General features: G+C 36.3%; 15 protein-coding genes. 6 read left to right on the forward strand and 9 right to left on the reverse strand.

Features of this window, described 5'->3' with window-relative positions; all coding sequences use genetic code 11:
* Positions 1 to 4: 4 nt before the first annotated feature.
* Complete coding sequence (thrA, locus tag CJF12_RS17945; protein ID WP_034686123.1) at positions 5 to 2,449, reverse strand: bifunctional aspartate kinase/homoserine dehydrogenase I; 2,445 nt, start codon at positions 2,447 to 2,449, stop codon at positions 5 to 7.
* 381 nt (positions 2,450 to 2,830) lie between these two features.
* Here thrA and CJF12_RS17955 point away from each other — a divergent pair, with 381 nt between their 5' ends.
* Positions 2,831 to 3,016, forward strand: a complete 186-nt coding sequence (locus CJF12_RS17955) for a bacteriocin-like protein (protein WP_034686110.1) — start codon at positions 2,831 to 2,833, stop codon at positions 3,014 to 3,016.
* 14 nt (positions 3,017 to 3,030) lie between these two features.
* The gene (locus CJF12_RS19990) at positions 3,031 to 3,204 is read left to right on the forward strand and encodes a hypothetical protein (protein ID WP_157759872.1); all 174 of its coding nucleotides are present in this window, start codon (positions 3,031 to 3,033) and stop codon (positions 3,202 to 3,204) included.
* A 36-nt stretch (positions 3,205 to 3,240) separates the two neighbouring features.
* Here the strand turns inward: CJF12_RS19990 and nadA are convergent, their stop codons facing one another.
* From nadA to CJF12_RS17970, 3 genes are all read right to left on the reverse strand, one after another.
* Positions 3,241 to 4,260 carry a quinolinate synthase NadA gene (gene nadA, locus CJF12_RS17960; RefSeq protein ID WP_034686109.1) on the reverse strand — a complete coding sequence of 340 codons (1,020 nt, stop codon included), beginning with the start codon at positions 4,258 to 4,260 and terminating at the stop codon, positions 3,241 to 3,243.
* Between the two features lie 119 nt (positions 4,261 to 4,379).
* A complete protein-coding gene (gmk, locus tag CJF12_RS17965; protein ID WP_034686108.1) occupies positions 4,380 to 4,943 on the reverse strand; it encodes a guanylate kinase in 564 nt (187 codons plus the stop codon).
* A gap of 94 nt (positions 4,944 to 5,037) precedes the next feature.
* Positions 5,038 to 5,895 carry a YicC family protein gene (locus CJF12_RS17970; protein ID WP_034686107.1) on the reverse strand — a complete coding sequence of 286 codons (858 nt, stop codon included), beginning with the start codon at positions 5,893 to 5,895 and terminating at the stop codon, positions 5,038 to 5,040.
* Between the two features lie 92 nt (positions 5,896 to 5,987).
* On the opposite strand from CJF12_RS17970, the gene miaA reads away from it, so the two are divergent.
* On the forward strand, positions 5,988 to 6,908 hold the full coding sequence (gene miaA, locus CJF12_RS17975) for a tRNA (adenosine(37)-N6)-dimethylallyltransferase MiaA (protein ID WP_034686105.1): 921 nt from the start codon (positions 5,988 to 5,990) through the stop codon (positions 6,906 to 6,908).
* A 93-nt stretch (positions 6,909 to 7,001) separates the two neighbouring features.
* On the opposite strand, the gene CJF12_RS17980 is transcribed toward miaA, so the two are convergent.
* The 4 genes from CJF12_RS17980 to CJF12_RS17995 form a co-directional block, all read right to left on the reverse strand.
* The gene (locus tag CJF12_RS17980) at positions 7,002 to 8,414 is read right to left on the reverse strand and encodes an efflux transporter outer membrane subunit (protein ID WP_034686104.1); all 1,413 of its coding nucleotides are present in this window, start codon (positions 8,412 to 8,414) and stop codon (positions 7,002 to 7,004) included.
* 24 nt (positions 8,415 to 8,438) lie between these two features.
* A complete protein-coding gene (locus tag CJF12_RS17985; RefSeq protein WP_034686101.1) occupies positions 8,439 to 11,621 on the reverse strand; it encodes an efflux RND transporter permease subunit in 3,183 nt (1,060 codons plus the stop codon).
* Between the two features lie 38 nt (positions 11,622 to 11,659).
* Positions 11,660 to 12,820: an efflux RND transporter periplasmic adaptor subunit gene (locus CJF12_RS17990; RefSeq protein WP_034686100.1), complete on the reverse strand. Its 1,161-nt coding sequence runs from the start codon at positions 12,818 to 12,820 to the stop codon at positions 11,660 to 11,662.
* A gap of 334 nt (positions 12,821 to 13,154) precedes the next feature.
* Entirely contained in the window at positions 13,155 to 13,751 is a 597-nt protein-coding gene (locus CJF12_RS17995) for a TetR/AcrR family transcriptional regulator (protein ID WP_034686099.1), read from the reverse strand.
* A 179-nt stretch (positions 13,752 to 13,930) separates the two neighbouring features.
* Between CJF12_RS17995 and CJF12_RS18000 the strand changes: the two genes are divergently transcribed.
* A complete protein-coding gene (locus CJF12_RS18000) occupies positions 13,931 to 14,485 on the forward strand; it encodes a thioredoxin family protein (protein ID WP_034686096.1) in 555 nt (184 codons plus the stop codon).
* Between the two features lie 93 nt (positions 14,486 to 14,578).
* Here CJF12_RS18000 and CJF12_RS18005 read toward each other — a convergent pair whose 3' ends face one another.
* On the reverse strand, positions 14,579 to 15,478 hold the full coding sequence (locus tag CJF12_RS18005) for an AraC family transcriptional regulator (RefSeq protein WP_034686095.1): 900 nt from the start codon (positions 15,476 to 15,478) through the stop codon (positions 14,579 to 14,581).
* Between the two features lie 222 nt (positions 15,479 to 15,700).
* On the opposite strand from CJF12_RS18005, the gene CJF12_RS18010 reads away from it, so the two are divergent.
* A complete protein-coding gene (locus CJF12_RS18010; protein ID WP_034686094.1) occupies positions 15,701 to 16,930 on the forward strand; it encodes an MFS transporter in 1,230 nt (409 codons plus the stop codon).
* Complete coding sequence (locus tag CJF12_RS18015; protein ID WP_034686093.1) at positions 16,931 to 18,409, forward strand: trehalase family glycosidase; 1,479 nt, start codon at positions 16,931 to 16,933, stop codon at positions 18,407 to 18,409.
* Positions 18,410 to 18,412: the final 3 nt, after the last annotated feature.

Below are 18,412 nucleotides of genomic sequence, written 5' to 3' on the forward strand. Positions count from 1 at the left end.
TTTTTTAAACGGAACGTACAATATCAGCGAAGACCCCACTTGCAGTTACTTCAGCACCTGCTCCGGCTCCTTTTACAACGAGAGGCTGCTCAGAGTATCTTAAAGTTTTGAAAATAACAATATTGTCTTTGCCATATAGATGGTACAAATCCTCATCAGGAGCAATATGCTGCAGACCTACTTTGGCCTTCCCATTTTCGAATTCGGCTACATATTTTAAGATTTTACCTTCCTTTTGTGCTTCATTCAATAAATCTTTGAAGTGGTCTTCATATTTTGTAAGCATTTTGTAAAAATTGTCTACATCTCCCTGCATACATTCTTCAGGAAGAAAGCTGATGTTTTCAATTTGTTCAAATTGCAGTGGGTATCCGGATTCTCGTGCCAGAATAAGGATTTTACGGGCTACATCTGTGCCAGCAAGATCCAGTCTAGGGTCCGGCTCGGTATAACCTTCTTTCTGGGCTTGTGCAACGACTTCAGAAAATAATTGATTCCCGTCATAATGATTGAAAACAAAATTGAGGGTACCACTGAGTACAGCTTGAATAGAGGTAATGGTATCTCCACTTCTTATCAGGTCGTTAATAGTTCCGATAATAGGTAATCCAGCACCGACATTTGTCTCAAAGAAAAACTTACAGTTATGGTTTTTGGCAAGTTGCTTTAATTTTTTATAACTCTCAAAATCAGAGGCTGCCGCAATTTTATTACATGCTACAATATTGATGCTTTTCTTTAACAGGTCTTCGTAGATAAGGGGTATTTCTGCGCTGGCGGTCAAATCAATAAACACTGAATTCCGGAGATTCCTTGCTGTAATTTCTTTACCTAATTGCTCAGGCGATGCCTCTTCTCCATTTTCGAGAAGGTGTGTATAATCTTTTTCTGAAATGCCTTTATCTGAAAATACCATCTTACGACTGTTGGATAATCCTGCAATTCTAAGATTAATAGACAGGTTTTCTCTCAGATATTCATTTTGAGCATAAATTTGCTGAATCAGTTTTTTCCCTACATTTCCTGTTCCGCATATAAAAAGATGTACTTGTTTTACTTCGGACTCAAAGAACTCTTCATGCAGAATATTCACTGCTTTTTTAGTGTCTTTTTCTGAAATGACAATGCTGATATTTTTTTCGGAAGAGCCCTGAGCTATTGCCCGGATATTAATACCGTTGTTTCCTAAGCAGCCGAACATTTTAGCACTTACTCCGCTTCTGCTCTTCATATTTTCCCCGACAATTGCTACGATGGAAAGCCCGTTTTCTACTTTTACAGGTTCTATTCTTTTCAGTTTCAGGTCATCTTCGAAAGCCTGGTTAATGGCATTTTCTGCATGGTACAATTCTTTCTCATTAATGGCAATAGTAATAGAATGCTCGGATGAACTCTGGGTAATGAGAATAACATTGATTTTTTCATGGCTTAAGCATTGAAAAAGTTTTGCTGAAATACCGGGAACCCCAACCATCCCACTGCCCTCTAAAGTGAGGAGGGCGATGTGGCTCATATTAGAAATACCTACAGCGACCTGTTCCTGATCAGAAGATTTTAAATTTTGTGTTACCAAAGTTCCGGGAGCTTCGTCCTCAAAAGTATTTTTGATCCAGAGGTCAATATTTTTGATCATGACAGGTTGAATAGTAGGAGGGTAGAGTACTTTTGCTCCGAAATGCGAAAGCTCCATCGCTTCCTGATAAGATATTTCAGGAATAGCTTTAGCATGGGATACGAGTCTTGGATCAGCGGTCATCATTCCGCTCACATCTGTCCATATCTGGATTTCCTCAGCGTCGACTGCTGAGGCGATAATAGATGCGGTATAATCTGAACCTCCTCTTCCTAAAGTAGTTGTATTGCCATTTTTATCACTGGCAATAAAGCCGGGAGCTATGATGATCTGACTTTTGTTTTTGTCAATATAATGTTTGATATTTTTTTCTGTAATTTCAAAATCTACTTTAGCATAGGTATAGTGGCTGTCTGTTCTGATGTGACTACAAGAGTCCATCCAGATAGCATCCAGGTTTTTGGATTCCAGTCGGGCAGCAATAATGTTTGAGGATAAAAACTCTCCGTAAGAAGTAATTTTATCTTTAATTCTTGGCGTGAATTCACCCAAAATAAAAATACCATTACAAATATCTTCAATGTCATTGAAGTGCTTTTTCACGAAGCTGAGCCAGGCGCTCTGTCCTGAAATAGGGATCAATTCTTTTACTGCTTCCAGATGTTTTTCTTCCAGGTTTTTAATCAGGTTTAGATAATGCTCATCATTATTGGCCGCTAATTCTGCTGCTTTAATTAAAGTATCTGTAACGCTATGAAATGCAGAGACTACGACGATAATTTGATGATCTGAAGATTGTTTTTTTATGATATTTTCTACTTGCAGGATACTTTGAGCATTTGCTACAGAAGTTCCTCCGAATTTTAAGACTTTCATCATTTATTTTTTTAGGTTTATGAATAATTGATTGAGTTACTCTTTAGAAAAAAGAGTACAGGTACCTGAAATAATATGTGAAAATCTACCCCGCTATGGGGTTGTAGTTGTAGAAATAGATGAAATCACAGAAGATGCTACCGGAATAGAAAACCCCGATAAAATATCTTTAAATATGTTCTGTATTAATTGCATCTTGAAGCAACAAATGTAGAAGTTATTTTGGAAAATAAAGTCATTTTTTGAATTTTAACACAATTTTTTTGAATTATAAATTAAAAATAACACCTTGAAATGCTTTATTGATAGTCATTGAAACAAGATTATACCCTTTCAAATTTTATGTTATATTTATGAATCAAACTAAAAAAATTAAATACTATGAAAAATTTAAAAAGATTAGACCGGGAAAATTTAAAATCGATTAACGGAGGAGCCACCTGTTTTGAAAACTGTCCTCCGGTTCCATACGGGCCAGGCTTTCCAAGATCGTGTGCTGCATTTGAGGCATTACCACAATGTTGTAAATCTAAAGTATTGGTAAGTATAGATTGCTTTCCTCAATAACTAAAATAAAAACCATGAAAAAATTATCAAGATCAAAACTGAAAGAAATTAAAGGAGCTATGAGCTGCGTAGGGTGTCCGGTTAATAATAGTTATGGAAATACACCAGAATATTCCAATACCTGCGAACAATATTATCTGTTATCGGAGAATTGTAAAAGATGTGTTGATGTAGCTTTCGATTGTTAATAAGTAAAAAAGCACTGTGAAAACAGTGCTTTTTATTTATTTTATACTTTTAGAAAGATCGAGCATAGCTTCAATCGGCTTCAAGGCCTTTAACCGAAGTTCTTCTTCGATAAGAATTTCCGGAAGCTCATATTTCATACACAGATACAATTTCTCCATCGTGTTACGCTTCATATAGAAACATTCGGAACAATTACAGCTTTCATCAAAAACCAAAGCTGGGATCAGTTCCTTGTGAGGAGCACGCTTTCTCATTTCATGAAGAATTCCCTCTTCTGTTGCAATAATGAATTTCTGACAGTCATCTTTTTCTACATAATTCAAAAGGGCAGAAGTAGATCCGATGAAATGGGCTAGTTTTAAAACCGCTTCTTCACTTTCAGGGTGAGCAATAAGTTTGGCATCCGGGTTATCCGCCAGTTGCTGTGCAATTCTTTCCATTGAAAATGCTTCATGAACGATACAACTTCCATCCCATAAAATCATATCACGACCTGTTTTCTTAGAAAGATATCTTCCCAGATTTTTATCTGGAGCGAAGATAATAGGTCTGTCTTTGGGTAATGCTTCGATCACCGTTTCTGCATTAGAACTTGTTACAATGATATCACTTTCTGCTTTTGTTTCAGCATTACAGTTGATATACGTTGCAATTAATGCATTCGGGTGCTCTTCCCGCATTTTTCTTAATCCTTCACCGCTGCAGCCATCTGCTAAAGAGCATCCTGCCATGGTGTCGGGAAGAACTACTTTTTTAGTTGGGTTTAGAATTTTTGCTGCTTCTGCCATAAAATGGACACCACAGAAAACAATCATATCGGCATTGGTGTCTTTTGCCTGCCTTGCCAGCTGCAAAGAATCTCCAAGGAAATCAGCTATATCCTGAATTTCTCCCGGTTGGTAATAATGTGCTAAGATAACAGCGTTTTTTTCTTCTTTAAGTTTGAGAATAGCTTTCACTAATTCTTCTCCTTGAGGAATCGCTATATCTTTTATATCTAAAAACCCCCTCACAGGGATTGCAGATTTAGCTCTTTCTAATGTTTCGGTACTCATATCAACCTCAATGTTTTAGAATTAGAAATTAGAAGTTAGAAATTAGAAATCGGAATTTGAAAGAGAGAACTTCTAAAATAGTTCTAAACTTCTGTTATCCGGCTTCCATCATCCAGCCTTTAACTCCCAATAAAATTTTTTATTAAACTTTCTATTTCTTTTTTTGCTTTATCTAAGTCGGTATTGATCACAATTTTGTCAAAATCGTGTGCATAGGACATTTCTTCTTCTGCCTTTTCTACACGGGTTTTTATCGTTTCCGGATCATCCGTATTTCTTGAGATCAATCTTCGTTCCAATTCTTCAATGGAAGGTGGTTCAATGAAAATAGACAGGGCTTTTTCTCCAAAATATTTTTTCAAAGAAATTCCTCCTTTTACATCAACATCAAAAATAACCACTTTCCCCTGATTCCAGATCTTTTCTACTTCTGATTTTAAAGTACCGTAATATTTATCAGTATATACCTCTTCATATTCTACAAAAGCCTCTTCAGCTATTTTCTGTCTGAATTCATCCGGTGTTAAAAAATGATAATCTACAGCATGCATTTCACTTCCCCTCGGCTGTCTTGTGGTACAGGAGATCGAAAATTTAAGTTCTGAAAATACTTCTAAAGAATGTTTTACTAATGTGGTTTTTCCGCTCCCCGATGGTGCTGAAAATATGATAACTTTTTCCATGGTTGATGGGTTTCGAGTTTCGGGTTTCGGGGTTTGGGTTTTGTCATTTGATTATATTCAAGACCTTGCCCCGCATCCCGGACCACGTAACTATCTATAATACATTTAACGTTTGCTCCTTAATCTTCTCCAAATCATCCTTCATCATTACTACAAGCTTCTGAATTTCAGCATGATTAGCTTTTGATCCCAATGTGTTGATTTCTCTTCCGATTTCCTGAGAAATAAAGCCTAGCTTTTTCCCGTTAAAATCTTCATTATCCATTACTTCTTTGTAGTATTTTAAATGCTGAGCAAGCCTTACCTTTTCTTCGGAAATATCCAGTTTTTCTGTAAAATAGGCCATTTCCTGATAGAAACGGGTTTCATCTACATTTTCGAATTCCTTTAAAGATTTTTGATAACGTTCTTTCACACTGTTGATTCTTACCTCTTCAAAAGGGATGACCTCAGATAAATACTGGTCTATATTCTGAATGTTTTTTTCCAGTTCCTGGTGTAACGTTTTTCCTTCAGCTTTTCTGAATTCTTCAAAACGGTCAACAGAAGTATTAACAATTTTGGCAAGGTTCTCCCATTCTCCCTCTGTCAGTTCGTCGGGTCTGGATGTAATGGCGTCAGGCAGCCTTACTGCCATTTTAAGGTATTCAAAATCAGGTCCGTCAGATGCAATATTACGTAGCTCATTGATATAAGAATCAATAAGGTTTCTGTTAATTTTTACATCATTGGTTTCTTCAAGATTTTCCACTGAAACGTAACAGTCTACTTTTCCACGGATAATTCTGTCGTTAAGAATTTTTCTGATTTCAAATTCTTTTTCCTTATAGCGTAACGGTATTTTGATATTTAAATCAAAGCTCTTGCTGTTCAGTGACTTAATATCTACGCTTATTTTTTTTCCTTCAAAAACATCTTCGGCTCTACCGAAGCCAGTCATTGATAAAATCATAGTTTTTTATTGTCTTACAAAGATAAACATTTAAATTAGCACGGTGAAATCTGTAAAGATTACATCTGACTGATAAAAATGGAAATGAACCGATGAAAAACTTAATTTCTGTAGTAGGACCCACTGGAATTGGAAAAACAAGATTGGCAATTGATTTGGCTAACCATTTCAAGACGGAAATTATTTCCTGTGATTCCCGTCAGTTTTTTAAGGAAATGAAAATAGGTACAGCTTCACCCTCAGAAGAAGAGCTGGCTGAAGCACCTCATCATTTTATCGGGAACCTTTCGGTTAAAGACTATTATTCTATAGGGCAGTACGAAGAAGATGCTTTAAAAAAACTTCATGAACTTTTTGAGAAATATGATACCGTTATCCTTGTGGGTGGGAGTATGATGTATGAAAAAGCGGTACTTGAAGGTCTTAATGATCTTCCGGAAGCGAATGAAGAAAACCAGAGAAAATTACAGGAGATGATGGATTCTGAGGGTATTGAAAAACTTCAGGAGATTTTAAGAGAACTGGATCCTGAATATTATTCAGTGGTAGATTTTCATAATCACAGGAGACTGTTAAGAGCAATTGATGTGATCTGGCAGACTCAAAAAAAATATTCTGAATTGATTGCAGTGTCACAGGATTCTAGAGACTTCAATGTCATCAGGATAGGAATTGAAGCACCAAGGGAGGAATTGTATGATAGAATCAACAGAAGAGTAGATATCATGGTGGAAAAAGGTCTGTTGGAAGAAGCAAAAGAGCTTGAGCCGTTTAAACATCTTACCGCCCTGAATACGGTAGGTTATGCCGAATTATTTAAATATTTTGATGGAATCTGGGATCTTGATTTTGCTATCAGTGAAATTAAAAAGAACAGCAGGCGATACGCCAAACGACAACTGACCTGGTATCGGAAAGCTGATGATATTCATTATCTACAGTTAGGTTATTCTCAACATGATTTTGATCATCTGATTGAATGGATTAGCGGGGAGTTTCAGAGTAAACTTTAGCCATTGAGCTATTATTAAGTTTTTTATCCTCCTTATGTTCTCACAAAAAAATGCGGCCCAAGTGGACCGCATTCAACAATATAATTTAATTTACTACTTCCAGCCGCCGCCGAGCGCTCTATAGAGATCGACGATGCTGCTTAACCTCTGTCTTTTTACGGAAGCAAGGTTCAATTCTGCCTGAAGAGAATTACCTTGAGCAGTAATGACCTCTAGGTAATTGACCATACCTCCTTTGTATAACATTTGGGCACTCTTGATGCCGCCTTTCAATGTATTAGCTTGCTTAGTCGCTTTTTCTTCCTGAGCTTTTAAACTTTCATTAGAAACTAAAGCATCGGAAACTTCTCCCATTGCATTTAAAACCGACTGGCGGAATGCCAATACATTTTTCTCTCTTTGAATTTTAGCAACATTTAAATCAGTTTTAAGCTGTCTCTTCTTAAAAAGAGGTTGTGTAATTCCTCCTAAAACGGATCCGAATAAGGAAGCCGGAATCTGGAACCAGTTGTCAAATCTGAAAGAGTTAAGCCCACCGTTTGCAGTGATTTTCAGAGAAGGATACATATTAGCTTGTGCAATACCAACCAAAGCGTTGGATTCCAATAAAACTAGTTCTTGCTGGCGTACATCAGGACGACGGCTTACCATTTTAGCCGGAAGTCCTACTGAAAGCTCTTGAGGTAATGAAGTATCAGACATTTCTATTGTTCTGCTTACTTTATTAGGTGCTTCACCTACAAGGATGCTTAATGCATTTTCCTGGATGGCAATATTTTGTTCCAACTGAGAAATCAAAAGTTCTGTTGATTCCTTCTGTGCCGTTGCTTGCTGAACACCCAAAGAAGTTGCATCACCACTTTGCCACATTTTTTCAGTAATAGATACTGTATTGGTGGTTAATTCTAAGTTAGATTTAGCAATAGTCAATTGCTTATCCAACATGAGTAGATTGTAATATCCCTGAGCGATGGCAGCAACCACTTGAGTTTGAATTGCTTTGGTTCCTTCGTACGTTTGCAGATATTGCATTCTGGCAACGTCTTTCTGATTTTTTATTTTCCCCCAGATATCGGCTTCCCAGGAAAGATTAAAAGCAGCATTATAGTCTTCCAGATAGCTGTTGAATCCAAATATCTTAAGACTTTGGCCTGTGAAACTGTTTTCAGAAGGCCTTGTAATCTGTCCTGCAACCGACAAATCAACTTCCGGGTATTGAAGGAACTTTGCCTGCTTTAGCTTTTCATTAGACGACTCCACTTGCTTTAAAGCAATTTGAAGGTCATAGTTATGGTTAATTCCTTTTTCAATCAACCCTTGTAAAGTGGTATCTTTGAAAAATTCTTTCCATTCAAGGTTTGCAACACTTGCTGTATCAGCAGTTGCCGTGAACCTGAATTCTTCCGGAAGTTGTAGATCCGGTTCCGTGTAAGCCACTTTTGACTTACACGAAACTGCGACCACAGCTAATATTAATGTTAGAAAAATATTCTTTATTATTTTCATTGTTTTTCTTTTAGATAGACTTTTTTAATGGCTTGCCGCTAAAGCCTGTTCTTGATCTTGTTTTTGAAGTCTTTTTTTCTTTCTGCTTGGCATTTTTTCATGCAGATATTGGAAAATCACATACATTACTGGAATGATAAAAATCCCAAATACTACTCCGGTGAACATCCCACCTACTGTACTGTAACCAATAGAGTGATTTCCTTTTGCAGCAGCTCCTTTTACCCAAAGTAGTGGAAGCATACCAATGATGAACGCAAATGAGGTCATCAAAATCGGTCTCAAACGTAATCTTGAAGCCTGAAGAGCTGATTCAATCAATGTTCTTCCTGCTTTTCTCCTCTGAACGGCAAATTCGACAATAAGAATGGCATTTTTTGCCAATAGCCCGACAAGCATGATCAGCCCGACCTGTACGTAAATATTATTGTCAATCCCTGCTAAGCCTGTGAAGGCAAATACTCCGAATATCCCTGTTGGAATAGTAAGAATAACTGCGAACGGAAGAATATAACTTTCATATTGTGCCGCTAATAAGAAATAAACGAATATGATACTTAGAAGAAAAATAAAGACGGTTTGATCTCCTGTTTTAATTTCTTCACGGGTAATTCCGGTCCATTCATAATTATATCCACGAGGAAGTGATTGCTTGGCTACTTCTTCAACCGCTTTAATGGCATCTCCTGTACTATATCCGGCTTTTGGGGTTCCGTTGATCGTTACCGCATTAAATAAGTTGTTTCGGGTTACGGTTTCAGGTCCGAATGTTCTTTTTAAAGTAACCAGTTCTTTTGCATGAACCATTCCTCCCTGATTATTTTTAACATAAATCCCATCAAGAGAGTTAATATCTTTACGGAAAGGGACTTCTGCCTGCGCCATTACCCTGTAATATTTTCCGAATCTGTTAAAGTCTGTCACGAAATTACTTCCAAAGTAAATTTGCATAGTCTGCATGAGTTCTTTAACGGAAACTCCTAACTGATTAGCTTTGTCTGCATCTACCTCGATCGTATACTGAGGGTTGTCTCCGGCAAAAGTGGTGAAGGCAAACTCAATTTCCTTACGTTTCATTAATTCACCAAGAAATGCCTGAGTTGTAGCTCCTAATTGTTCAAAAGAACCATTGGTTCTATCCTGCAACATGAATTCAAAACCACTCACGTTACCAAATCCCTGTACAGTCGGGAAGTTAAAGAAGAAGGTACTCGCATCTTTTACTGAAGCTACTTTTTCGGTTAATGCTGCTGCAAGTTCATCAGGATCTTTAATTGCTCCACGTTCATCATAATCTTTTAATTGCAGGAATCCAGCTGAATAAGGGGAAGCATTGGCATTACTGATGAAGTTTAATCCATCTGTTGTCCATAAGCTCTTGTTTGAAGTTTCTTTACCCAGAATTTTATCAATTTGCTCTGTTGCATTTTTAGTTCTTTCTAATGAACTTCCAGGAGGAGTGTTTACAGCATACATAATGAAACCTTGATCTTCAGTGGGAATAAACCCAGATGGTGCTGTTTTGATTAAAAAGATACTTGCCGCAATTAATAGGGCTAAACCTCCTACTGCGATCCACTTCTTTTTAATTAAAAACTTAATACTATAGATGTATTTTCTCGTCATATTATCGAAAGCAGTATTAAAAGCATTGAAGAATCTAGCTCCAAATCCTGTTTTCTTACCGTGCTCTCCATGTTCTCCCTGAGGATCGTTCAACAAAAGAGCACATAAAGCAGGGCTCAATGTCAATGCATTTACAGCCGAAATTAAAATAGCAATAACCAATGTAAAGGCAAACTGTCTGTAGAAAACTCCTGCAGGACCTTGCATAAATCCTACCGGAATAAATACAGCAGACATAACCAAAGTAATGGAAATAATGGCTCCCGAAATTTCACTCATTGAGGTTATGGTAGCTTTCTCTACCGGCATTCCTGTACGCTCCATCTTGGAGTGGACGGCTTCTACGACGACAATGGCGTCATCTACCACAATACCAATGGCGAGAACCAAGGCAAATAAAGTAAGCATATTGATGCTCATTCCAAATAACTGTAGGAAGAAAAAGGTACCGATAATGGCCACAGGAACTGCAATTGCCGGGATCAGTGTAGATCTGAAATCCTGAAGGAAAATATATACTACAATGAATACCAGGATAAATGCCACAACCAAAGTTTCCACTACCTGATCAATGGATGCATCCAAAAAGTCTTTGGAATTATATACAGTAATCGGTTTAATTCCTTTAGGAAGCGTAGTTGAGTATTCTTCGATCTGTTTTTCAATCTCAGTTAAAATTTCATTGGCATTAGAACCAGCCGATTGTAAAATAGCGAAACCTGCTACAGGTTTTCCTCCATCTAATCTATTGGTTCCTGTATACGTATAAGAACCGAATTCTACTCTGGCAACATCTTTTAACCTCAGGAATGATCCGTCATTATTGGCTTTGATGGGAATATTCTCATAATCAAGATCTTTATCGAGCTTTCCTTTGTATTTAAGGATATACTCATACGTTTCTTTACTTCCTTGCCCAAGACGTCCCGGAGCAGCCTCTAAATTCTGATCCTGAATAGCCTTCATTACTTCCTGCGGTGAAAGATTATTATCTGCTAATCGATCCGGCTTTAACCAGATACGCATAGAATAATCTTTTGATCCGAAAATTTGGGCTTCAGCAACCCCAGGGATACGCTGTAGCTGTGGGATTATATTAATTTTAAGGTAGTTTTGTAAGAAAAGTTCATCATATTGTTTAGGATCTTCACTATACAACCCTGTGAACATAATCATACTGTTCTGTACTTTCTGCGTCGAGATTCCGGCTTGAATAACTTCCTGCGGAAGTTGGCTCATTGCTTTGGATACACGGTTTTGAACGTTAACAGCTGCATTACTGGCATCTGAACCTTGTTTAAAATAGACCGTCAGCGTCATTGCTCCATCATTACTGGAGTTAGATGTCATATATGTCATATTTTCAACCCCGTTCACAGCTTCTTCAATAGGAACTGCAACAGAACGTGCAACCACTTCTGCATTGGCTCCCGGATAATTAGCCGTAACCTGAACAGTTGGTGGCGCAATATCTGGAAATAGGGTGATCGGAAGTTGGAAAACCGAAAGTATTCCCAATAATAAGAGTATTATGGAGATGACCGTGGAGAGCACTGGTCTTTCTATAAATTGTTTTAACATAAGAAGTTTATTTTTTAGTCTTCTGTATTCACAGAGATTTATTGCAATGGTTTTACTTTAAATAAGCTGTCAGAAGAAATGGCCTTCGGTTGTATTGTTACACCATCTTTTAAAGTACCCAGACCAGCGTATACGATTTTATCACCTGCAGCCAGGCCTTCTGAAATAAAGTAATAGCTTTCTGTTTTTCCGGAAATGGTGATTGGTTTGCTTGTTACTTTTTTATCTTTTCCAAGGACGTATACATACGTTTTATCCTGAACTTCAAAAGTAGATTCCTGCGGAATGGTGACCACATTGGTAAGCAGTTGAGGTACACGGACTCTTCCGGTATTTCCTGTTCTTAGCGTTCCGTGAACGTTAGGGAATATAGCTCTTACGGTAATCGATCCTGTGCTTCTGTCAAATTGTCCATCAATGATGCTCATTTTTCCTCTCTCAGGATAAATACTACCATCAGCAAGTACTAATTCTACCATGGGCATATTTCTCAATTTCTCTTCTAGCGTAGCTCCGGGATATTTATTTTGAAAAGCAATAAACTCCATTTCACTTAAGGAGAAATAGGCATATATTTCACTGATATCAGATAGTACAGTCAAAGGATTAGCATCTGTTCTTGAAATTGAGCTTCCTCTTTTATAAGGGATTCTACCAATATAACCACTTACTGGTGCTGTAACTGTGGTGAACCCTACATTAATTTTTGCATTTCCAACCGATGCTTTCGCTTGTGCTGCTGCTGCCACTGCAGCTGCATAGTTGGCTTTTGCCGTTTTCATCTGTACGTCAGAAACTACTTTAGCATCTACTAGTGGTTGTAGACGATCTACTTCTACTTTGGCTTTTTGAATATTAGCGTTGGCTGCTTGTAAATTTGCCTGCGCCATATTCACTTGTTCGCCATAAGCTCTTGAATCAATTTTAAATAATGGCTGCCCTGCTCTTACGTAAGCGCCCTCTTCCACATATATTTTATCTAAGTAACCATCTACTTGTGGTCTTATTTCTACATTGTTTTTTCCTTCCAATGAAGTTGGAAGCTCCTGATATGTTGTAGCGGGAGATGAAGTTACCGTGTAAACCGGTAATGCTGGAGCAGCAGGGGCCTGATTGCTTTCTGCGGCCTTACTGCAATTCTGTAAAAGGATAATACTTGATATAAGTACAATGATCCTAGTTTTTCCAGGTATTTTCATTAAAATTTATTTTTTTTAGTTAAGTGTTTTAGGTTGAATTATTGAACTATTGTTGTTATTTTTCCTAACGATGTTAATATTTGAGTTAAAAAAAATTAAAGAATTATTAATAGATTAAACGATTGTGTTCATGATTGTAATTTTTAATGTTGTTTTATATATAAAAGTGAGGTATGCTATGTTATTATTTCTAACAGTGTTAATGTTTTTGTGAAAAAAAAACAATTTTTTGTATTGCTTAGTTTAAATTTTAATATGTTTTTATAATATATGCAACTACTTAATAGGTGGTGTTATTTTTCCTAACGGTGTTAATATTTGGTTCAAAAAAAATTCATAAAGATTTAATGAAAGCCGAAACTGTTTCATCCAAAGTAGTTTTGTTCATGGTTTCAGGAATATCAGATTTACGCATCATCATAATAGATATTAAACCATGTACTGCAGAAAATAAAGCATTGGACATATGGCAGGCATTATCGAGATCAGAACCATTCTTTTTCATGATATCATAAGTACAATAATAAAGCATATCCGGGAAAGAAGAAAACTCTTCTTTCATCTGTCCTTTACCGGAGCATTGCATTCCCAGACCAAACATAAGCTGGTAATACTCTTTGTTCTTAAAAGCAAAATTCCAATAAGCATCTACAATAGCCATTATCTGTTCTTCTGAACTCTCGTGCTTCCTCTGAGCCTTTACAAGTTCTTTATGTAAAAGATTGAACCCATCAACAGAAATCTCAAATAAAATGGCTTCTTTATTTTCAAAATAATCATAAACAACAGGGGCACTGTATTCAATAGCATCTGCTATTTTTCGCATGGAAAGTGATCCCCAGCCGTCGGTTTTAGCCAAAGTAAAAGCCGCCTGCAAAATATTTGCTCGGATCGATGCCTTTTCTCTTTGACGACGTTCATGTAATCCCATAATTAAAAATGATATTTTATTTAGTTAGTATTTTTCCTAACAGTGTTTGCAAAAATACAACCTTTAGGTAATCGCTTCCAAATATTTTTTCAAATTTAACATTTAACGGAACTTTATATAAGCCGAATTGGGAAATCATAAAAGAAACTTTATCTTTGCAGATAAAGAAAATAAAGGATATGAATACTCCCTCAAATATGCTGGCATTAGGAACAAGAGCTCCGTTTTTTGAACTTCCTAATCCTTCAAAAAGTAATGAAATCCAGTCATTAGATGACTTGAAAGGAGAAAAAGGTACATTGGTCATCTTTATGTGTAACCATTGCCCATTTGTTCTTCATGTAATTGATAAAATTAATGAGCTGTATGAAGACTATAATGAAAGAGGAATAGAATTCATTGCCATTAGTGCTAATGATGTTGAAAAATATCCGGCAGATTCTCCGGAGAAAATGATCGAATTTCAGATTGAAAGAAATTTTGACTTTCCTTATTTATATGATGAAAGCCAGGCTATCGCTAAAGCTTATGATGCAGCATGTACGCCAGACTTTTATTTCTTCGATGAAAAAATGGATCTTGTGTATAGAGGACAGATGGATGATTCCAGACCTGGAAACCATAAAGATGTGACCGGAGAAGATTTGATCATTGCTTTTGAAAACCTTTTATTAGGAGAACCTCAGGAAGAAATTCAAAGACCAAGTATGGGCTGTAATATTAAATGGAAATAATAGATACTATTATATATAATAATCTAAATCTGCTCATCAATGGGCAGATTTTTTTATTTTAGTTCTCTCGCAGATAAAGAAGATATACAATCTTTAAAATGATTTCTGAATTACTTTTATACTTGTGTCTACACTCTCAATTTTATCATGTGTAGAGTTTTTAATAAATTCTGAAGGTGTTTTCCCTGTATATTTTTTAAACATTCTATTGAAATAGGTAACATTATTAAACCCACAACTATAGGAGCATTCGGAGATGCTTTTATCCTGAACCATTAATAAACAGGCTTTATTAATCCGGTACCGATTGACAAATTCGGTGAATGTAATTTGCGTTGCTTTTTTGAAAAAATTACAAAATGCAGGTAAAGTAAGGTTGGCCAGTTTAGCAACGTCTTCAATATTGATATCTTTATAATAATGATGCTCCACATACGTGAAGATATTTTCCAGACGGGTTTTGTTTTTTGAAATAATAGTATGGGGCATTATTTCCTTGTTTAGTAAGTCGTAATCTTTTCGGGTAGAAAGTTCAAAAAGGACTTCTAAGAGCAATAGGTATCTTTTGTAGCCTTCGGAATCCAGCATTTCTTTAAGTTTAGGAAGGAGGGCTTTTTTTGTCGCCATGCTGAAATGAATTCCATACTTAGAAATTTCCAGTAAGTTTTTAATAGACCTTGCTTCCAGTTCCTCTGGAGGAAACTGTAAAATTTCTTCCCGGAACTGGAGGACTATTTCTTCATGAGGATCTATTGAATTCAATCCAAACCCTGAATGAGGAATATTGGATCCAATCAATACCAGATCACCATTTGAATAATTGCTTTTATGATATCCCACATGCCTGGTTCCGCTCCCGGAAACAATGCATACCAGTTCTATTTCAGGATGATAATGATATTCCCATTTAAACTCAGAAATGGGAGAGGTATTGTGTAAGGTACGAAAAGAACTCTTCTCATCAGGGATGACTCTTTCAAAACTGACTTTCATTAAATTAATGGTATTTGAGCTATAAAAATAATAATTATATTAATATAGTTCAAATATTGATTTACTGTGTTAAATTAATGTTAAGTCAAATGCTTCTATCTTAGTCGCCGGGAAAACATTTAATGAAGCATTTTTGTAATTTACCATAGTAGATTATATCATCATAAAAGGCTTCTGTATGATTCTAAAAAGCTGATGTGATCAGTATATTAAAATAAGAGAATGAAAAACTTCAATATAAAGGCAATTCTATTTTTAAACTATTTCGTGTTTGCAATTCTATTGAATTCTGTAGGGACGGTTATCTTACAGGTTCAGCAGAATTTTGGAATTTCGAAATCATCAGCAAGTGTTTTGGAGGGTTTTAAAGATCTACCTATAGCAATTTGCTCTTTTATATTGGCGTCTTTTCTACCGAAAATAGGAATTAAAAACTCAATGCTGATTGCTCTTTTTCTGGTAAGTTGTATGTGTTTTGTGATGCCTTTTTCAAATGACTTCTGGTTTTTTAAGCTACTATTTGCTATTGTAGGTGTTTCGTTCGCATTAATCAAAATATCTGTATTTACTTCTATCGGACTGGTGACGAGTACTGATAAAGAACATTCCAGCTTTATGGGGTTTTTAGAAGGATTTTTTATGATTGGTGTTTTAGCGGGAAATGTACTTTTCAGCCTATTTATAGATGACCACAATCCTAAGTCCACTTACTGGCTGAATGTATATTGGGTATTGGGTGCCTTATCAGCATTATCATTTCTTTTTCTCTTCTTTTCTAAATTGAATGAAAACGAAGCTAAAAGTGAAGCAACTGATCTGGTAGGGGATATTAGAAACAGTATTAGTCTTTTTAGCTATAAAAAGGTGTTGTTCTTTTTATTGTGTGCATTTCTTTTTGTTTTGGTAGAGCAGAGCTTTCAAACCTGGACACCTACTTTCTATAAAGAAATTCTCAAAGTACCTACATCGATGAGTATTCAGGCGGGAGCTGTTTTGGCAGGTGCATTTGCATTGGGGCGGTTTTTGTCAGGATTTTTCTCTAAAAAATTTAGCTGGATCTATGTAGTTTCCTTTTGTGTAATTGGTTTTGCTATAAGCTTATTATTGGTATTGCCTCTTACGCATAATACGCAGATCGGTGAAGGAACAAGCTGGCTTAATGCGCCGCTTGTGGTTTACCTGTTTCCATTAATGGGTGGTTTACTGGCTCCGATTTATCCAAGTATCAATTCTGTTATTCTGGCTTCAATACCTAAATATTTGCATAGTGCAATGTCAGGGCTTATTGTAGTTTTCTCTGCCATCGGAGGAACGATTGGATCTGTTATTACAGGTTTTGTATTTCAGGAATTTAGCGGGCAAAGGGCTTTCTATCTTTCATTGATCCCTCTTGCATTGCTTATTATATCAGCTATTATCATGAATAAATTAAAAATAAACCCTAAAAAATAAATGAATACTCAGCTTTATATTAAGGATATTCAGACTCTTTTTGATGATGTTCAGAGATCTCAGATTTTTGAAGATCAAAAAATGATGACGGATGCAGTCCCTTTATTTTCTGTTTCAGAAATTAATAAGAAATATGAAAATGAAAAAGGATCGGGAGGTTTTGATCTGAAAACTTTTGTACTTGATCATTTTGATTTTTTAGGAGCTAAGATTTCTATTCAAAGAGAAGATCATTTACCTATACGTCAACATATAGAGAAACTATGGGATGAATTGACCCGCACTTCTTATCAGGCGAAAGGAACTCTTCTACAGCTTCCGAAACCTTATATCGTTCCCGGTGGACGCTTTAATGAGTTTTTCTATTGGGACAGTTATTTTATTATGCTTGGATTACAGGTATCAGGAAGAATAGAAATGATGGAAAACATTGTTGAAAATTGCTCTTACCTTATTCAAAATGTAGGATTTGTTCCTAATGCAAGCCGGACTCATTTTCTGAGCAGATCTCAACCACCTTATTTTTCTTTAATGCTTGACCTGCTTGTTGAGACTACTCAGAATGAAGGTCTCTATCTCCAATATCATGATACTTTAGAAAAAGAATATCAGTTCTGGACGGAAGGAGAAAATGAGCTTGATAATAATTCTCAAATAAAAAGAGTCGCTAAAACTGATAAGGGTGATATTTTAAACCGGTATTACGATGCAGAAAATCAACCGCGTCCGGAAAGCTATTTAATAGACCTTGAAGATAAAGAGGGAGCTTCGGGAGATGAATTTTACAGAAATATAAGAAGTGCCTGTGAGTCGGGTTGGGATTTTTCCAGCAGATGGTTTGCAGACGAAGAAACGATACAAACAATAGAAACACTGAATATTGCTGAGGTTGATGTTAATTGTCTTTTATGGCACTTGGAAAAAACATTAGCAAAATCTTCAGCGCTGCAGAACCTGACAGATAAAGAATATTATTTTACTGAAAGAGCAGAAAATAGAAGGCGGATAATCAATGCTTATTTCTGGGATGAAAATGCCAAAACGTATAAAGATTATCATCTAAAAAAGCACAAAAAGACAACGTCTGAACATATTGCTGCTCTTTATCCTTTATTCCTTGGATTGGCCAGTGAAGAACAGGCTAAAGCGGTCTCTGAAACACTAGCTGAAAAATTTCTTTATAAAGGAGGTCTTGTGACTACTACGAAACAATCGGGACAGCAGTGGGATCTTCCTAATGCCTGGGCTCCCTATCAGTGGCTTGGGTTTGTTTCAATGACTAACTATGGATTTGCAGAATTAGCAGATCAAATAAAAAATAACTGGTGCTCCAATGTCGAAAGGGTTTATAACAATACCGGTAAGCTCATGGAAAAATACAATGCATTAGATGATGAAACGATTGCCGGCGGAGGAGAGTACCCTAATCAGGATGGATTCGGTTGGACTAACGGAGTCTATTTAAAGCTAAAACAATAATTA

The sequence above is a fragment of the Chryseobacterium piperi genome (assembly GCF_002285635.2).
GTDB lineage: Bacteria > Bacteroidota > Bacteroidia > Flavobacteriales > Weeksellaceae > Chryseobacterium > Chryseobacterium piperi.